At 36.8% G+C, this 17,060-nt stretch carries 17 protein-coding genes; 4 read left to right on the top strand and 13 right to left on the bottom strand.

Translation table 11 applies throughout. From position 1 onward, the window contains the following. Positions 1 to 241 precede the first annotated feature (241 nt). Complete coding sequence (gene gcvP, locus D0817_RS11735; RefSeq protein ID WP_127338559.1) at positions 242 to 3,091, bottom strand: aminomethyl-transferring glycine dehydrogenase; 2,850 nt, start codon at positions 3,089 to 3,091, stop codon at positions 242 to 244. Positions 3,092 to 3,226: 135 nt separating this feature from the next. On the opposite strand from gcvP, the gene D0817_RS11730 reads away from it, so the two are divergent. Then, positions 3,227 to 4,033: a UbiA prenyltransferase family protein gene (locus D0817_RS11730; RefSeq protein WP_127338558.1), complete on the top strand. Its 807-nt coding sequence runs from the start codon at positions 3,227 to 3,229 to the stop codon at positions 4,031 to 4,033. A gap of 168 nt (positions 4,034 to 4,201) precedes the next feature. Here the strand turns inward: D0817_RS11730 and D0817_RS11725 are convergent, their stop codons facing one another. From D0817_RS11725 to D0817_RS11705, 5 genes are read right to left on the bottom strand one after another with little or no spacing between them, the layout of a single operon-like run. Beyond that, entirely contained in the window at positions 4,202 to 4,660 is a 459-nt protein-coding gene (locus tag D0817_RS11725) for an SRPBCC family protein (RefSeq protein WP_127338557.1), read from the bottom strand. Then, on the bottom strand, positions 4,660 to 5,565 hold the full coding sequence (locus D0817_RS11720; protein ID WP_127338556.1) for a TIGR01777 family oxidoreductase: 906 nt from the start codon (positions 5,563 to 5,565) through the stop codon (positions 4,660 to 4,662). Before D0817_RS11720 ends, D0817_RS11725 begins: the two co-directional genes overlap by 1 nt. Positions 5,566 to 5,568: 3 nt before the next feature. Further along, positions 5,569 to 6,390: a thiol-disulfide oxidoreductase DCC family protein gene (locus tag D0817_RS11715; protein ID WP_127338555.1), complete on the bottom strand. Its 822-nt coding sequence runs from the start codon at positions 6,388 to 6,390 to the stop codon at positions 5,569 to 5,571. A 35-nt stretch (positions 6,391 to 6,425) separates the two neighbouring features. Then, positions 6,426 to 6,758 carry a hypothetical protein gene (locus tag D0817_RS11710; protein ID WP_127338554.1) on the bottom strand — a complete coding sequence of 111 codons (333 nt, stop codon included), beginning with the start codon at positions 6,756 to 6,758 and terminating at the stop codon, positions 6,426 to 6,428. Between the two features lie 55 nt (positions 6,759 to 6,813). Next, a complete protein-coding gene (locus tag D0817_RS11705; protein WP_127338553.1) occupies positions 6,814 to 7,320 on the bottom strand; it encodes a GbsR/MarR family transcriptional regulator in 507 nt (168 codons plus the stop codon). A 265-nt stretch (positions 7,321 to 7,585) separates the two neighbouring features. Between D0817_RS11705 and D0817_RS11700 the strand changes: the two genes are divergently transcribed. Both D0817_RS11700 and D0817_RS11695 read left to right on the top strand, forming a co-directional pair. Then, a complete protein-coding gene (locus D0817_RS11700) occupies positions 7,586 to 7,999 on the top strand; it encodes a DUF1842 domain-containing protein (protein WP_127338552.1) in 414 nt (137 codons plus the stop codon). 82 nt (positions 8,000 to 8,081) lie between these two features. Beyond that, a complete protein-coding gene (locus tag D0817_RS11695; RefSeq protein WP_127338551.1) occupies positions 8,082 to 9,896 on the top strand; it encodes a hypothetical protein in 1,815 nt (604 codons plus the stop codon). 107 nt (positions 9,897 to 10,003) lie between these two features. Here D0817_RS11695 and D0817_RS11690 read toward each other — a convergent pair whose 3' ends face one another. The 4 genes from D0817_RS11690 to D0817_RS11680 are packed head-to-tail and all read right to left on the bottom strand — an operon-like array spanning position 10,004 to position 13,470. Further along, positions 10,004 to 10,663, bottom strand: a complete 660-nt coding sequence (locus tag D0817_RS11690) for a SanA/YdcF family protein (RefSeq protein ID WP_127338550.1) — start codon at positions 10,661 to 10,663, stop codon at positions 10,004 to 10,006. 12 nt (positions 10,664 to 10,675) lie between these two features. Beyond that, on the bottom strand, positions 10,676 to 10,837 hold the full coding sequence (locus D0817_RS25670; protein WP_161568429.1) for a DUF8506 family protein: 162 nt from the start codon (positions 10,835 to 10,837) through the stop codon (positions 10,676 to 10,678). Next, positions 10,824 to 11,411 (bottom strand): ATPase, encoded by a 588-nt coding sequence (locus D0817_RS11685; RefSeq protein WP_127338549.1) that lies wholly within the window; start codon positions 11,409 to 11,411, stop codon positions 10,824 to 10,826. Before D0817_RS11685 ends, D0817_RS25670 begins: the two co-directional genes overlap by 14 nt. 31 nt (positions 11,412 to 11,442) lie before the next feature. Continuing rightward, on the bottom strand, positions 11,443 to 13,470 hold the full coding sequence (locus tag D0817_RS11680) for a M3 family metallopeptidase (RefSeq protein WP_127338548.1): 2,028 nt from the start codon (positions 13,468 to 13,470) through the stop codon (positions 11,443 to 11,445). Between the two features lie 229 nt (positions 13,471 to 13,699). Here D0817_RS11680 and D0817_RS11675 point away from each other — a divergent pair, with 229 nt between their 5' ends. Beyond that, positions 13,700 to 14,368: a hypothetical protein gene (locus D0817_RS11675; RefSeq protein WP_127338547.1), complete on the top strand. Its 669-nt coding sequence runs from the start codon at positions 13,700 to 13,702 to the stop codon at positions 14,366 to 14,368. Between the two features lie 110 nt (positions 14,369 to 14,478). Here D0817_RS11675 and purE read toward each other — a convergent pair whose 3' ends face one another. From purE to D0817_RS11660, 3 genes are all read right to left on the bottom strand, one after another. Beyond that, positions 14,479 to 14,961, bottom strand: coding sequence for a 5-(carboxyamino)imidazole ribonucleotide mutase (gene purE / locus D0817_RS11670; RefSeq protein WP_127338546.1), 483 nt, complete (start codon positions 14,959 to 14,961; stop codon positions 14,479 to 14,481). Positions 14,962 to 15,209: 248 nt separating this feature from the next. Next, positions 15,210 to 16,364, bottom strand: a complete 1,155-nt coding sequence (locus D0817_RS11665; RefSeq protein WP_127338545.1) for a 5-(carboxyamino)imidazole ribonucleotide synthase — start codon at positions 16,362 to 16,364, stop codon at positions 15,210 to 15,212. A gap of 139 nt (positions 16,365 to 16,503) precedes the next feature. Beyond that, the gene (locus D0817_RS11660; RefSeq protein WP_238160858.1) at positions 16,504 to 17,055 is read right to left on the bottom strand and encodes a HEAT-like fold family protein; all 552 of its coding nucleotides are present in this window, start codon (positions 17,053 to 17,055) and stop codon (positions 16,504 to 16,506) included. Between the last annotated feature and the right edge of the window lie 5 nt (positions 17,056 to 17,060).

Raw genomic sequence — 17,060 nt, 5'->3', positions numbered from 1 at the left:
AATTTTTTGTGGAATATATTGTTTATTTTTTAATGAATTTTAAGTTTTACCGAGATTTCAAACGTTTGAAATGAAAGTAGTGGAGAAAGTTTTTTTTGGTTAAGGTTTCAAGTTTCAGGTTTTGTGGAGATTAAAAAAGTTTCAGGTTTCAAGCTAACATGAAACATGAAACCTGAAACAAAAATAAACCCGACAGGTTTTAAAGCCTGTCGGGTCTGGATATGAATGAGAAAGTTATTTCTTAGTTTTCCATATAAGCTTCAATAGGAGCACAGCTGCAGATTAAGTTTCTGTCACCATAAGCATCATCTACACGACGCACTGATGGCCAGAATTTATTTTCAGCGATGTACTCTAACGGATAAGCTGCTTTTTCTCTGGTGTAAGGGAAAGCCCAGTTATCAGTAGTTAACATTGCTAATGTGTGAGGTGCATTTTTCAATACGTTGTTTTTATCATCGGCTGTTGCAGCTTCGATCTCTTTTCTAATTGAAATAAGAGCATCACAAAAACGATCTAATTCTGCCAAATCTTCAGATTCAGTTGGTTCGATCATTAGAGTCCCTGCAACAGGGAAAGAAACCGTTGGCGCATGGAAACCGTAATCCATTAAACGTTTCGCGATATCACCAACTTCAATTCCGTTTTCTTTAAATGCACGACAATCTAAAATCATTTCGTGAGCCGCTCTTCCGCATTCTCCTGTATACAGAATTGGGTAGTGCCCTTCGAAACGGGCTTTCATGTAGTTAGCATTCAAAATAGCATGCTCTGTAGCGCTTTTTAATCCTTCAGCTCCCATCATGGTGATGTAGCCGTAAGAAATTAAACATACTAAAGCTGATCCGTAAGGTGCAGATGAAATAGCTGTAATCGCTTGCTCACCACCAACTTTTAAGATTGGGTTTGTTGGTAAAAATGGCACCAGTTTTTCGTTTACACAGATTGGGCCAACTCCAGGTCCGCCTCCACCGTGAGGAATAGCGAATGTTTTGTGTAAGTTTAAGTGACAAACATCAGCACCAATTGTAGCAGGATTTGTTAATCCAACCTGCGCGTTCATATTGGCACCATCCATATAGACTAATCCGCCATTGTCGTGGATTAATTTAGTGATTTCAATTATTGAAGATTCGAAAACTCCGTGAGTAGAAGGATACGTTACCATTAAACAAGATAAGTCATCTTTATGCTCAATCGCTTTTTCTCTCAAATCTTCGACATCAATATTTCCTTCCGGAGTAGTTTTAGTAACAATGATTTTCATTCCGGCCATTGCTGCAGAAGCAGGATTTGTTCCGTGAGCAGATGAAGGAATCAAACATACATTACGGTGACTTTCGTTTCTTGATAAATGGTAAGCACGAATCGCCATTAAACCTGCATATTCTCCCTGAGCTCCGGAGTTAGGCTGTAATGTTGTACCGGCAAATCCTGTAATTACATTTAATTGCTCTTCTAATTTTTTAAGCATTGTGATGTAACCTTCGGCTTGCTCAACTGGTGCAAACGGGTGAATGCTGTTCCAGTTTGGCATTGATAAAGGCAGCATTTCTGAAGCTGCGTTTAATTTCATCGTACAAGAACCCAATGAAATCATCGAATGATTCAGCGATAAATCTTTACGCTCTAATTTTTTGATGTAACGCATGATCTGACTTTCAGAATGATGATTGTTGAATACATCATGCGTTAAGAAAGGTGATGTTCTTTCTAATGAAGCCGGTAACTGACTTGCAGTCGCTAATTCAGCAACAGTAACAGTTTCTTTTCCTAAAGCTTCAGCAAAAATGGCAATAATTTGGTTGATGTCGGCAATTGAAGTGGTTTCGTTTAACGAAATCGAAATTGTATCGGCATCAGCATAGAAGAAGTTTACTTCGTTTTTCTCTGCAATAGCTTTTACTTTTTGAGCATCTGCTTTTACCAAAATAGTATCAAAGTAAGCCGTATTGGTTTGGAAAACTCCTAATTTATTTAAAGCTTCAGCAGTCGTGACCGCTGATGCGTGCACTTTGTTTGCAATGTATTGCAATCCTTTTGGTCCGTGGTAAACTGCATACATTCCGGCCATAACCGCTAATAAAACCTGAGCGGTGCAAATGTTTGAAGTTGCTTTTTCACGTTTAATGTGCTGCTCGCGAGTTCCTAACGCCATACGTAAGGCACGATTTCCGTTTACATCGATAGAAACTCCGATGATACGACCCGGCATGGATCTTTTGTACTCATCTTTAGTTGCAAAAAAAGCAGCGTGAGGACCACCGTAACCCATTGGTACACCAAAACGTTGTGAAGTTCCAACAACTACTGCAGCTCCCATTTCTCCCGGAGAAGTCAAAGCCGCTAATGATAAAATATCAGCAGCAAAAGCTACTTTAATTTCGTTTTCTTTTGCTTTAGCAACAAAAGCATTATAATCATTTACCTGACCATATTTTCCGGGATATTGTAAAATAGCTCCGAAAAACTCATTTGAAAAATCAAAGGTTTCGTGGTTTTCAACCACTAATTCAATTCCAACCGGAGTTGAACGCGTTTGTAGTACAGATAAAGTCTGAGGTAAAATTTCTTCTGAAACGAAGAATTTATTTATGTTGTTTTTCTTTTGGTCGCGTGTACGAACATCAAATAACAAAGCCATAGCTTCAGCAGCAGCAGTTCCTTCATCAAGTAAAGAAGCGTTTGCAATTTCCATTCCGGTTAATTCAATAACAGTAGTCTGAAAATTTAAAATAGCTTCAAGACGACCCTGAGCAATTTCTGCCTGATAAGGTGTATAAGCAGTATACCATCCTGGATTTTCGAAGATATTTCTCTGAATTGGAGCCGGAACGATAGTTGGATGATAACCCAAACCAATATACGATTTGAATACTTTGTTTTTCTTTCCTAATTCCTGAATATGATTTGCGAATTCGTATTCCGTCATCGCCGGATCTAAGTTTAAAGGTGCTTTTAAACGAATGTCATCTGGAAGGGTTTCGTAAACAAGTTGTTCGATCGATTCAACTCCAATTGTTTGTAACATGTGTTGAAGATCTGTTTCTCTTGGACCAATGTGTCTTAAAGCAAAAGCATCTGTTTTCATATAGTTGTAAAAGTGTTGTTTTTTTGTCGCGCAAAATTAAGTATTATTAATAATTTAATAGGTATTTTTAACTTCAATTTTTATGAAATTTATAACTAAAGAGTTGATTTGTTACCAATTGATTAGATTTGAGCTATGAAACTTCTAAAACAGGTGCTAGATTTTTATTTAAACAGCAGTATCCACGTGGCTTTATCGTGTTATGCTTTGGTTCGGCTAACTTTCCATGTGTTTCATATTCAATATGATGAAGCCATGGCCTTGTTTGTTTTTTTCGGAACAATTGTGGCGTATAATTTTGTTAAATACGATGCTTTGGTCCGGGTCAAAAAAAAACCGATTGGAAATCAGCTGAAAATTATTGCCGTTTTAAGTTTTATTTCCCTGATTTTGGTCGCGTACTATTTTTTTCATCTAAAGCGAATTACGCAGATCGTTTCATTTGGAATATTTGCCATAACGGCACTTTATACACTTCCGTTTTTTCCCAATCGAAAAAATGCCCGAAACTGGGCCGGGGTAAAAATTTATATCGTAGCGCTTTGCTGGGTGGGGGCGACTCTGGTATTACCTTATGTAAATGCTGAAATTCCGTTTACAGGTAATTTTTTTATAAAATGTATCCAGCGTTTTGTGTTGGTTTTTGTGCTGATCCTGGTTTTTGAGATTTTAGATCTGGCCAATGACGATCCGCATTTAAAAACGGTTCCGCAGACCATTGGCGTGAAACGAACTAAAATCTTAGGATTTTCACTGTTGGTTCCGTTTTGGATTTTAGGAATATTGACTTTTACACTTCACGACCTGATTATCAATTTGATCATGGTGGTGACGTTAATGTTATTTATTCTGTTTGCCAATCCAAACCGATCTAAATACTACACTTCTTTCTGGGTAGAGAGCGTACCAATTTTCTGGTGGCTGATGATTGTGTTTCTTTAGAATAAAATTTAAGCTTTAGCCGAAAGATAAAGTTTGGCTAAAGCCATGAATTTTCTATTGTTTTTTTCCTCCGGCTAAAGCTGGAGGCAATTCAAATCAAGTTATTAAAATCCGCAAAATCTGCGTGCAAAACCCCTTTATTGGTCTTCCTAAAAAAAATAAAATAATCTATTCCTGTTTTTTCTCAGCGGTCTCTTTCAAGATTTTATTTCTTGCCAAAAGAAAATTGGTCAGGTGTTTTTCGAGGAATAAGACGTCAAATAATTTTCCGAAAATTCCATAAGGTGTTTCATATTGCAAATGGTCTTTCATAATTGTAATGCCGTTTTTTTCTTCAAAAAAATGCTGATGACGGAATGATTTGAACTTTCCTTCTTCCATTTCATCCAGAAAATAATCGTACAAATCCATTTGAGAGATTCTGCTTTTATGGGTGAGGTAAAAACCGAAATGTTTGCCGCGCCAGGTAACGGTTTCATTTTTGTTAATTAACCCTGAAGTGATGCCGGCAATTGCTTTTTCATTAGATGTAGCAGCCGATTTTTGATGTAAATCAATATCTCTTGCCGTATCAAAAGTAATTTGTTTTGAAGCATTTATTTGGGTAACCAAATGTATTGTAGTCATTAGATGAGATCTTTTAAGGTTTTTTCTAAAGTGTCAAATTCAAATTGAAAACCATTTTCGTGCAGTCGTTTCGGAATCACATTTCGGCTTTTCAGGACCAGCTCAGGTTCTGTCCTGATTATGGCAGATCCAAATTTCAATACAGTTTCACTGATGGGAATTCCAAATGATCTCCCAATCGCTTTTCGTAACAGTGACATGAAATTTTTGTTTTCAATTGGTTTCGGAGATACGATATTGACAACACCTGTTATTTCTTTTTCAATTAGGAAAGCAATAGCACGGGCAAAATCGGCTTCGTGAATCCAGCTTATCATCTGATTTCCTTTTCCCTGTTTTCCGCCAAAACCTATTTTTGCGAGCGTTTTTAACGGAAGTAAGGCACCGCCGTTTTTTCCTAAAACTATTGAAGTTCGCAATGCCGTTTTTAAAGTATTTGGAGTTTCGGTTTTAAAGAATGCTTTTTCCCAGGATTGTGCCACATTCATAGAGAAATCATTTCCAATTTCACCATCGACCTCATCCATTTCCTTATCTAAAGAAAAACGATAAATGGTAGAAGTGGAGGAGTTCAGCCAGTGTTTTGGAGGATTGGCACATTGCAAAACCGCTTTATTCAAAACTTTGGTACTTTCAATTCGGGATAACAGAATCTCTTTTTTATTTTCTTTGGTGTAACGGCAATCTACAGATTTTCCGGCAAGATTTATTAAAACGGTCGCATTTTCCAATTCCTTTTCCCAACCGGAAAAAGTTTTGGCGTTCCAGTTTACATATCTGATTCCGTCAATTTCTTTTGATTTTCCTCTGGTTAAAACAACGATTTCTTCAAATTTATCTTTGAAATGAGTGAGCAGGCTTTGGCCCAAAAAACCGGTTCCTGCTGCGATGATAAGTTTCTTCATGATCTAAAAATTCAAAATTAACAGTAAAACAATAATTCGGTATACCACCCATGTCAGACAAAGATAAGCAGGCAATTCCAGTATTTTAATTCTTCTGAAATGTTCCGTAAACATGATCAGAACCGTAAGGGCAAACCAGGCCAAGATTACATTTTCCGGAACATTTACAACAGCCTGAACCGCGAGCAGGGGAAGCAGCAATAAAGATCCCATTAGAGAAACCGTCATTAGGTTTCCTGCATAATTCAGGATCGTTTTTTTGTCCTTTTTTAGCATAAACAAACTCTGAAAAACGAGCTGCCCTAACGCAATCAGTACTTCTCTGGTGATGCCGGCTTGTGGCAAAACCGGAAGTAAGGCAGCATAATGATACAATACTACTGATGTGATGACAGTTGCAAAACCAATAAATAAAAAGCGGTATTTGTAGTTGAAATCCGGAACACATTGTAATTTTTGATCCTTATTGATTTTACCCGGAATGATAACTTTTCGATTGTAGGAAACAAATGAATACAGTTTTTTCAGAAAGAACTTAACAGGTTTCAGGTTCCCGATTTTTTCAATTAAGGGAAAAGAAAACCCGATTACTTTGAGGAGGCTGTCAATGCCATAAAGCACGGTTTTGTTTTGATTGTCAATTAGGGCAATTTCGTTTGAAGCACGTTTTACATCTACAAAAGCCTGTTCGGTTTCGCTCAGTTGGCCATAAGATTTACGGCCATTTTCGTCTAACATTTTTGCTTTTATAAAACCTGTTGTGTATACCTGGCACAGCGGACAGTCTTCGTCATAGAGTAAAGTTTGGTTTTGCAGCGTTTTCATAATGTGTGGTTTTTTATTTCAACTTTAATATTCCTTTATTCTTTTTTATAAATTAACAGAGAAAGGTAAATAGCCAAAATCAAGGGAATTGGAAAAAGGATGAAGTTTATAAAATCATTGTAACTTATTAAGACATTGATCAGCCAAAGTGCAAAGAAGGCTACAACCCCTGCAATATACAGCTGCAGGTTTTTGTTTCCTGGATTGTCAATCAGCATTTTTATTCCCAGTGAAAATTGAAGAAACCCCGTCGCCATAGTTGATATAATAGCAAATATTAGAGCACCTTCTTTATAGATCGGATAGGTTGCAACAATTAAAAAGGGGAGCGCGATAGCAAATGTGTTGATGTATTTTATAATTTTCATAATTATTGATTGTTTTAAACTTTCAGAAAAAAATGAAAGTTTTAATTAAATTTTTTTACTTCATAATTTTTAGAACCAAACGGCCTAACCAGTTTTCATTGAATTCTGTCATTTTATCTAACATATTATCGGCTTTTAAAACAAAGTCGTATAATTTAGAAGTCTGATCTACAAAATGTTTTTCTTCTTCGGAAGATTCTTTTGCTTCAATTGAGGAAACTTCTTTCAGGATTTTAAGAGCGGGCTTAATTTCTCTTTTGCTTCTTTCCCTTGCGATTTTTACAGCCAATTCGTCTAAATCTTTTTCGGCAGTAAAGAATTCTCTTCTTTCTCCGGCTTTGTACTCTTTATAAACAATTCCCCAATCCATTAAGGCTCTCAGGTTCATGCTGGCATTTCCGCGTGAAATCTGTAATTCTTCCATAATGTCTTCCATAGAAACAGGTTCGTTTGAAACCATCAGTAAAGCATGAATCTGCGCCATGGTTTTATTGATACCCCATTGGGAACCCAGTGCTCCCCAGGTCTGTACGAATTTATTTTTTGCTTCTTTGAATTCCATAGATCAAATGTAAGTAAAAGTTTTTAAACTTTCAAAAATAAATGAAACTTTATTTTTGAACCTAATTCTTTGTTTTTCCCGGAACAGGCCATGACATTTTTTACCTCTTTCATGAACGGAAATTCCCGTCTTATGACATTTTTTTACTTATGAAGGTAAGTCTGATCTAGTTTTGAGATAGGAATTAAAGAAGTAAAAAAAGAAAAATAATTTTCATGTGATTTTTAAAAACATGAAAGCAAAGAAAAATTTAAACCAAAGAGTCATGGAAAATTTATTAGGAGATGATTATTTAGTAAAAGGTACAATCGGAAATACTAGTATACCAGGTGCTCCGGTCGCTTCATTTGCTTTAGAAGTTTTGCTTTTGAAAAATGCTGTGAAAGGGACTGTTGTCATTACCCAGTGTATCAATATGCTGGAAAGTGATATCGTTGTTCAGGTAAAAGGAAAAATCCATGAGACCGGATTTGGAAAATTTACAAAAGTAGTCAGCTTACAAGGCCAATACCACCAGTCTGTCTCGCCTTTGGAAAAAGGTTCTTTTTTAGCTGATTTTGATGCTCACTTTGCTATAGATGATGTATGGAATGGAATTGGAGGCTTTTCTTGCTACAATTATCAGATCGAAAACGAAGCGGTTGGGCGATCAGAATGCTTTAAGGAGGAACTCGTATAGATTAAAACTTCATCTTAAGTCCCCAAGCAGGCGTTTTCAGAAAGGGATTGACCAAAAACAACCAAATCATAACTATAAAAAAATGAAAAAAACAACCACAAAAATTATTACTGTATCATTTATGGTAATCATAATCCTGTTTCTGGGATGTAAAAAAGAAAAGGGCTTTCTGGCTTCTAATGATTCCGAATATCTGCCTCAGGACGTAAAACAGACCTGTACGGTATCTGAGTCTGAATTTAAGTCGTGGTTTGCTTCAGGTTCCATCACTGAAAACGGATTGGTAGAACCGGCAAACAGCGTTGCATTTCCGCATAACAACAACTGTGATTTCTATAAATGGTCTGAACAAATGTTCTTGTGGATTACATCTCCTGCTTCGGCAGCCTATAATGGAAAAGGAACAGTTTTAGAATCTTCCGTTTTTTACAACGTTTCTCCGCCCGATTCCTTAAACAAACGTACACTGACCGAACATAAACCGAATCAGGTGCTGCGTGCCGTAAGCAATATCAATCAAAGCGGACCTCACAGACTTCCGGTTCTGATTGATAAGTCCGGGAAAATGTTTGAAATTGAAGCTGAAAAAAGTAATGAAAAAGTTAAGGATGAATCTAATAAACTGATTCAGGTAGATCATATCGTGGCGAATGCGTCAGGTTTACATTCCTTTTTTGACATCAAAGGAAAAGTGATTAAAAATCCAAAACCGGTTATCGACACTAAAATCAAGCCTTCAGAAGTGGTACAGCAATTTAAAGTAGGTAATAAATCTATTTTCCTTGATTCCACTGGAAAAGAAGTGCAATCAGAACAAGGACAGGCAGGTTCCCACGGAGCCTTAATGGGTGAAAATAAATCATTGGTATATTACATCACAATGGTTAATGACGTGTACGCTTATTTTTTAACCGGAGTGAATGAGGGGAAATTAAACGGAAATCAGTTTCCAACAACGGCCGCTGCAAGAGACAGTATCCTTGCGTATGCCAAAACAAAAGGCTGGGCTACACCTCCGGATCCGGATGCACTGGCCATGGAATTAAAAACATCATGGGTAGAAGTGAAAGACTTGCCAAATCCGGAAACGTATGTAACGATCAAAGCAGTAATCCCGACTTACGATAAATCCAATCCAAATGCATGGGTAGAAAATGGAGAAACCACCACTACACTGGCCTTAGTCGGAATGCATGTTGTAGGTAGTGTCGCCGGGCATCCTGAAATGATCTGGGCAACATTCGAGCATGAGAAAAATTCACCAAACGACGCTTACACGTACAGAGATGTAAATGATAAAATAAAACAGGTAAAAGCAGATACGGGTAAAGGATGGCTTTTTAATGCCAATGCCAATGATACAACCGGACCTCAGAATATTCAGAATATGACGGTTGGTCACGATTCAATTTTGATTAAAGATCCATCGGTTAACAGTCCGACTGCGAGAAGAATTATGGCCTGGGGAGTGGCCTCTAACACAGTTCCAAACGGAGAAGATAAAACACCGGCCGATTCTAACAGTGAGATCATCTCTATAAATAATGCCGTTCGCAGCATGCTGGTCGGAAATGATATCAGAAAGAATTATTTATTAATAGGAGCAACCTGGACTTTTGGCGGTGCCGGACCAAACGGAAATGTTTATCCGTACGGAGCAGTTAATGATTCCATTCCTGCCGGAGATGCAATTGGAACCGGACAGCTATCCAACAGTACGATGGAAACTTATGTTCAGCCTTCGTCGACAGTTTCAAACGACAGCACGGCTATCTCTTGTTTCTCTTGTCACAATCAGAATAATGGGGTACAGCCAGGAGATTTAAGCCATGTTTTTGATGAAATTATATCACTGCCTGCAAATACCGGTAATAAGAAAGTTAAAAGAAAAAGTTAATTACAATTCCTGTTGGTTTAAAAAAAAAAGCCAGTACATGAGTACTGGTTTTTTATTTTACAGGGAAATCCCATCTATCTTAAAATTAATGGTTTTATGCTGTAGTCTTATCTTTTATCATCTTTAGAATAGTTAGAGGGACCATTTATGTTGATCGGATGACCTAAAAAATGCGGTTCCCGATTTCGCAAAACATCAAAAAAGGATTTGAAAATAGAAATATATTCTCTGAAAGTAACATATGTATAACCTCTGTATTCACCCTTGTTAGCAGAAAAACCAACCGATTTTATTCCAAGACTCTTCCCGATATAAATCGCCCGGTTTAAATGATATTTCTGCGATATTAAAGTTGCCTTCCTGATTTTAAAAATATGCTTTGCCCTGTACATTGTTGAATACGTATCGAAACCCGCATAATCAATGAATATTTTAGTAGTATCAACACCATTTCTGTAGCAGTAATTTTTCATGACCGTCAATTCATCATATTCATTGCGGCCATTATCACCCGAAAGCAAAATTTTATTGATTCTTTTTGCCTTGTATAACAGAATTCCGGCATCAAGTCTGTCTTTTAAATATTTGCTTGGCTGATCTCCGTTAATTCCGGCACCAAAAATAATTCCGATATCGTTTTTCGGGAACTTTTTAATTGAATAATAAATTTGATTTTTGGTCGAAGATTTTACGTACCAATTCACAGCAATAATTGAAATCAATCCAATAATGGAAAGATAAAAAAGGATTTTAAAGTATTTTTTCAAAATGTGTTTAGTTTACTCTTTAATGTCTACTGCATTTATAGTCTGAATTTTTCCATCAGCATACACAACAATTCTTCCGTTGATTTTCTTTTTGTTTTCAATCATTTTTTTTGAAGAAACCTTAAGGCCTTCAACTATTTTATTTTGTAATTCTTTGATTTTATCTTTTGTCATGTTGTATTTTTTTTATTTCATTAAATAGATCTTCCTTAATAATAACTGATTCCTCGCTAATTTCTTTTTCTAAAATTAGAACAGGCGATTTATTAGAATTGTCAAAAAGCATTACATTATCACATGCATTTAAATAAATTTTGAAGAAGTTTTTAATTCCCCTCACATACCTTCGTTCAATAACATCTTCTGGAATGCTATGTCCGCCTTCGCTTACTCTGATTAATACCCTCTGTTTTGCAAGCTCGGTAGAATTTAACCAAAAGAAGACTAATGTTACAAAATGACCCTGGCTTTGGGCTTTTTTTACAATTGAAATGTAACTTTTAGCAGAAAGAGTTGTCTCAAATGCAAAGTCGGCTTCCTTTTGTAATAATTCATCAATACGATGAAGCATTATTCTGCCAGCTTCAAAACTAACTTTTTCAGGCTGAAAAGGAGATAATCCTTTTGCAATTTCATCAGCATTTACAAACTCTTTACAGTCCAGAATTTCAGGCAGGATCGTATATGAAGCAGTTGTTTTTCCAGCACCATTACAACCAGCAATTATATATAGATTTTTATCTTTCAATAGTTTTGATATTAACAAAGGTATCGAATAATTACAGCAATCCGGCACGTTTCAACAAAGCTTCCGGTTTTGGTTCCTGACCCCTGAAACGTTTGTACAATACCATCGGATGTTCTGTCCCTCCTTTTGAAAGTACATTTTCTTTGAATTTCGTTGCTACTTCGGCATTGAAGATTCCTTTTTCCTGAAAATATTCAAAAGCATCCGCATCTAAAACCTCAGCCCATTTGTAACTGTAATATCCGGAAGAATAACCTCCCTGAAAAATATGCGAAAAAGCAGTGCTCATAGCATTCTCTTTTACATCCGGATACAATTGTGTATTGGCAAATTGTTGTGTTTCGAAAGTTTTAAGATCAGTAATATGAGTCGGATCCTTTCCGTGCCACGCCATATCCAGTAATCCAAAACTCAGCTGACGTAAAGTAGCCAGTCCTTCCTGGAAACTGGCGCTTTCTTTGATTTTCTGAACATATTCAATCGGAATGATTTCTCCGGTTTCATAGTGATTGGCAAACAAAGCCAGAGCTTCCGGCTCGTAACACCAGTTTTCCATAATCTGACTTGGCAATTCCACAAAATCCCAGAAAACCGAAGTTCCCGATAAACTTGGATAAGTGGTGTTGGCCATCATTCCATGCAAACCGTGACCGAATTCGTGAAATAAGGTGGTCACCTCATTAAACGTTAGTAAGGATGGTTTGGTTTCTGTTGGTTTGGTAAAATTACAAACATTCGAAACATGAGGTCTCTCGTTTACGCCGTCTTTTATAGCTTGTGATTTGAATGAGGTCATCCAGGCACCGTTTCGTTTTCCTTTTCGTGGAAAGAAATCAGCGTAGAAAATCGAAACCAGATTGTTTTGAGCATCGGTTACTTCGTAAGTGGTCACTTCTTCGTGGTATTTATCAATGTCAAAAACCTCTGTGAAGTTTAATCCGTATAGTTTTTTGGCAACAGTAAAAGCACCGTTTAATACTTTTTCCAACTGAAAATAAGGTTTTAGTTTTTCATCATCCAGATTAAAAAGCTGTTGTTTTAGTTTCTCCGAATAATAGGCCCCATCCCATTTTTGCAATTCTTCAATTCCGTCCAGTTCTTTGGCGAAAGCCGTTAATTGGGCAAACTCCTTCTGAGCTGCAGGTTTTGCTTTTGCCAGCAAATCATTCAGGAAAGTGAAAACTTTCTCCGGACTTTCGGCCATTCTTTCTTCCAGAACAAAATGGGCATGCGTTTTATACCCTAACAAATTAGCTCTTTCGAAACGTAATTTGGCAATTTTCAGCACATTTTCCTGATTATCGAATTCGTTATGCTGAAATCCTCTGGCTCCAAAAGCAATCGCCATTTTTTTACGTAATTCGCGATTATCGGCGTAGTTCAGAAACGGAACATAACTCGGGTGGTCCAATGTGAAAATCCAGCCTTCTTTTTCCTGGTTTTTAGCCAGTAATCGTGCTGCCTCAATGGTTCCTTCAGGCAAACCGGCTAAATCTTTTTCGTCTGTTAAATGCAATTCGAAAGCATTGGTTTCCGCCAGGATATTCTCTTCAAATTGTAATTTTAATTTAGATAATTCCTTGTCGATTTCGCGTAATTTCTCTTTTTTATCTTCCGGTAAATTAGCCCCGTTTCTGGAAAAGCTTTTGTACTTTTTATCTAAAAGGGTAGTTTGTTCCGGATTTAAATTCAGCTGCTCTTTTTGATCGTAAACCGTTTTTATTTTAGCAAATAAAGCCGCGTTTAACGTAATGTCATTTCCAAATTCAGATAATAGAGGAGAAACTTCCTGTGCAATTTTCTGCATTTCGTCATTCGTTTCCGCCGAATTCAAATTGAAAAAAACACTGGAAAGACGATCGAGGATGTCTCCCGAAAAATCCATTGCGACAACCGTGTTTTCAAAAGTTGGTGCTTCCGGATTGTTAACGATAGCGTTAATTTCGGCTTTGGCCAAAGCTATTCCTTCCTGAAATGCAGGAAAATAATCTTCGATTTTAATTTGTGAAAAAGGTGCTGTATCGTGTTTTGTAGTAAATTTTGAAAGTAAAACGTTCATTATGATGTGATTATTTTATTAATTGAAGTCTTTATTTATGAACTCCAAAGGTAGTAATTTATAAAAACACAGCGAACTAAACAAGATGGATTCTCGGTATAAAAGCCGAAGTAAATTATGTTATAGATATGTTATTTATTCCTTTAACGGATTTAAAAAGCCTAAATTGTAAAAATGGGATTACGCCTTATAAAAGGCTAATCATAACAATCATAAAAATAAATAAAGGATGAACTATCAAATTATAATAAAGCGTATCGATACTGTTAATGAAGTGGAAGGATACTGGTCAGATGAAGATTTTGTCCGGTTATTGGAAAAATTCAATTATCCGGATGGTGCAACAGCCGAGAAAAGTAGTTTGCCGGAATTATTACAAATGGCTATTTCTGATTATGAGCCTAATGAAGCTGCCGAAATAGTATTGAAATATAAATTTGCTGATCGATTAGGTGATGGTCAAATAGAACAGATAGCACACAATATGTTAATTGATAAAGTGTGCGAGGAATATCCGGAAATTGACATGCAGGGTAGTTTGTTTCATGTCAATCAATTGCTTTTTAAAGCCTACAACGGAAAATTTCCTAATGCAAAAGCTTCTGTGGTTCATTTTTCAATGACACCCACGGATGGCGAAGGCCAAAAACTGACAGCCGAAAACGTATTAAAATTATTGAATAGTGGTTTGTCTGACAGAAATCTTATCAAAAGATTATTCGAAAATCAGATGTCCCAAAACATTCCGTTTCCTGAAGCTGAAGCTATTATTTGGGAATTGACAACCGAAGATGATATCAATTACAATTTGGTTACTTCAGAAAACTGGATAAATAAAGAGGATATAACGGAATATGAATTTGAGTCTGTTCTGGAAGAAATTGAAGATGAAGTTTAATTTCAAAAGAGATCATATTTTAAACAGCAAAGGCTTCACATTATGTGAAGCCTTTGCTGTTTGTTTTTCAATCATAGTCTACACTGAAAACTGTTATTGAAAACTGAAAACTATTTCAATCCTTCGGCAGCTTTATTTACCGCTGCTTTCAGTTCTTCCTTGTAGGAGATAATCGTATCTAAAACAGTCTTATCATGGCTTCCTATGATTTGTGCCGCTAATATTCCGGCATTCTTGGCTCCGTTTAGCGCTACAGTAGCAACAGGAACACCGCCCGGCATTTGAAGAATGGATAAAACGGAATCCCATCCATCAATAGAATTGCTTGATTTTACCGGAACTCCAATTACGGGAAGTGGTGACATTGAAGCAACCATTCCCGGTAAATGTGCAGCACCACCAGCTCCGGCAATAATGACCGAAATTCCACGGGTATGCGCATTTTTACTGAAATCGAATAGTTTTTCCGGCGTTCTGTGCGCCGAAACAATATCTACTTCTGTTTCAATATTAAATTGTTTTAATATGTCTATGGCATCCTGCATGACTGGCATGTCTGAGATACTTCCCATTATAATGGCTACTTTGCTCATGTTTGTTTTGTTGTTTTTGTTTCAGGTTTCAAGTTTCAGGTTTCAGGTTTGTGGACTGCGACTGAAAACTGTGACTGTTATTTTTTGTTTCAGGTTTCAGGTTTGTGTACTGCGAATGAAAACTGCGACTGTTATTTTTTGTTTCAGGTTTCAGGTTTCAAGTTTCAGGCTGTTTACTGCGACTGAAACTGTGACTGTTATTTTTTGTTTCAGGTTTCAAGTTTGTGGACTGCGACTGAAAACTGCGACTACAAACTAATCACCTTAATCGTATTCTTCACTTCCTCGGCAATACGTCTCGCTTCTACCATATTTTCATTTACTATCGTCACATGCCCCATTTTTCTAAAAGGACGGGTTTGCTTTTTACCGTAAATATGTGGCGTAACACCGTTCCATCCTAAAATGGTTTCAATGTTTTCGTAAACTACATCTCCCGAAAAACCTTCGGCACCTACTAAATTAACCATAACGCCAGCGACTTTGCTGTCTGTATTTCCTAACGGAAGATCTAAAATGGCACGCAAATGATTTTCGAATTGTGAAGTATAACTGGCCTCAATGGAATAATGACCTGAATTGTGCGGACGCGGTGCTACTTCGTTTACCAAAATTTCGTCGTCGCTGGTTTGAAACATTTCCACTGCCAAAAGGCCAACGTGGTTGAATTTTTCAGAAACATTCAAGGCGATTGCCCGGGCTTTTTCGGCTACTTTTTCGTCAATACGTGCAGGACAAATTACGTATTCTACCTGATTGGCTTCCGGGTGGAATTCCATTTCGACAACAGGATAGGTTTTTATTTCTCCGGATGGGTTTCTGCAGACGATTACAGCCAGTTCGTTTTTAAACGGGACCATAGTTTCTGCAATGCATTCTACATTAGGAAGATCATCCATATCAGAAATCTGGCGAATGACTTTTACGCCATTTCCGTCATAACCGAATTCGGTACATTTCCATACAAATGGAATGGTCATTTCATCGTTTCCAACAGACTTCTGCAATTGCTCCGGACTGTCAAATCTTAAATACGCGGCTGTAGGGATATTGCTTGAGGTGTAAAAATCTTTTTGTACGCCTTTGTTTTGGATTCCCTTCAGGGTTTTTGGAGAAGGATATACTTTCACGCCTTCGTTTTCCAATTGCGTTAAAGCTTCCAGATTAACCAATTCAATTTCGAAAGTTAAAACATCAACCTGTTTTCCAAAATTGTAAACTGTTTCATAATCCATCAAATCGCCCTTGAAGAATTTATTACAGGCAATTTTGCTCGGCGCTTCGTCACTCGGATCTAAAACATAAGTCTGGATGTCAAACTTTCTGGTATCAGACAATAGCATTTTGCCTAATTGCCCGCCACCTAAAATTCCTAATTTAAAATCAGAAGAAAAATAATTCATTGTTGTTGTGTTTTTGCAAAGATACTTTTTAATCTTTTTTTTGCCATTAATTTCACGATTTTCATGATTTTTTTCATCTTCTAATTTTCAGAACAGGATCATTAGTGCCATCTGTGTTGAATTTAAAGGAATGTAATAGCTATTTTATTTTCTTCAGGACTTCCTTTGCAACGGCTTTGTATGCTGCCGAATGATCTGCATAATCTTTATTCAGAATGATTTGCAGCTCCGGATGAATCCAGACGTAATGATTTCCCAATACGTATAAAGTTCTTATGGAATAGGCTTTCGTAGCCACTTTGGTATCATTTATAAGCCAGTCAAAAGAAGTTTCTATGCAATCCTGAAGATTTTCTTCAGAAAGTAAAACGCTGTTTTCGGTTTTCTTATAATGCGACTTTATTAAAAGCTGCACTACTTTGGCAATCGGACGTATCGCACTTTCGTCTTTTAATATTTTTAAATTAGCACAGAAAAAATCAAGATGAGGCTGCAGCCAATTCAGTTCTTCATAAGATACAAATTCTAAAATCCAGCAAGCCTTGTGATTGTTTTTGTCTGAAGGCGAAAAAGAAACAGCCACTAGCTCCTCAAAAAAAAGCTTGTTTTCCAAAATGTCCTGCGCCACTTTAAGACGGTTTTCCCGATAAGCCGTTACATAGTTGAGTTTTAATTGAAGTGCGGAAGACATTTTAT

It is taken from the genome of Flavobacterium cupreum (assembly GCF_003996965.1).
GTDB lineage: Bacteria > Bacteroidota > Bacteroidia > Flavobacteriales > Flavobacteriaceae > Flavobacterium > Flavobacterium cupreum.
The sequence above is the reverse complement of the archived record's forward strand: the minus strand, read 5'-3'. Positions and strand labels throughout refer to the sequence as shown.

Excerpts from the sequence above, each read along its gene's own strand:
- D0817_RS25670 (WP_161568429.1), bottom strand. The coding sequence starts at position 10,837 with ATGACAAAAGATAAAATCAAAGAATTACAAAATAAAATAGTTGAAGGC.
- D0817_RS11665 (WP_127338545.1), bottom strand. The coding sequence starts at position 16,364 with ATGAATTATTTTTCTTCTGATTTTAAATTAGGAATTTTAGGTGGCGGG.
- D0817_RS11700 (WP_127338552.1), top strand. The coding sequence starts at position 7,586 with ATGGAAAATTTATTAGGAGATGATTATTTAGTAAAAGGTACAATCGGA.
- purE (WP_127338546.1), bottom strand. The coding sequence starts at position 14,961 with ATGAGCAAAGTAGCCATTATAATGGGAAGTATCTCAGACATGCCAGTC.
- D0817_RS11680 (WP_127338548.1), bottom strand. The coding sequence starts at position 13,470 with ATGAACGTTTTACTTTCAAAATTTACTACAAAACACGATACAGCACCT.
- D0817_RS11725 (WP_127338557.1), bottom strand. The coding sequence starts at position 4,660 with ATGACTACAATACATTTGGTTACCCAAATAAATGCTTCAAAACAAATT.
- D0817_RS11715 (WP_127338555.1), bottom strand. The coding sequence starts at position 6,390 with ATGAAAACGCTGCAAAACCAAACTTTACTCTATGACGAAGACTGTCCG.
- D0817_RS11660 (WP_238160858.1), bottom strand. The coding sequence starts at position 17,055 with ATGTCTTCCGCACTTCAATTAAAACTCAACTATGTAACGGCTTATCGG.
- D0817_RS11705 (WP_127338553.1), bottom strand. The coding sequence starts at position 7,320 with ATGGAATTCAAAGAAGCAAAAAATAAATTCGTACAGACCTGGGGAGCA.
- D0817_RS11720 (WP_127338556.1), bottom strand. The coding sequence starts at position 5,565 with ATGAAGAAACTTATCATCGCAGCAGGAACCGGTTTTTTGGGCCAAAGC.
- D0817_RS11695 (WP_127338551.1), top strand. The coding sequence starts at position 8,082 with ATGAAAAAAACAACCACAAAAATTATTACTGTATCATTTATGGTAATC.
- D0817_RS11675 (WP_127338547.1), top strand. The coding sequence starts at position 13,700 with ATGAACTATCAAATTATAATAAAGCGTATCGATACTGTTAATGAAGTG.
- D0817_RS11710 (WP_127338554.1), bottom strand. The coding sequence starts at position 6,758 with ATGAAAATTATAAAATACATCAACACATTTGCTATCGCGCTCCCCTTT.
- D0817_RS11730 (WP_127338558.1), top strand. The coding sequence starts at position 3,227 with ATGAAACTTCTAAAACAGGTGCTAGATTTTTATTTAAACAGCAGTATC.
- gcvP (WP_127338559.1), bottom strand. The coding sequence starts at position 3,091 with ATGAAAACAGATGCTTTTGCTTTAAGACACATTGGTCCAAGAGAAACA.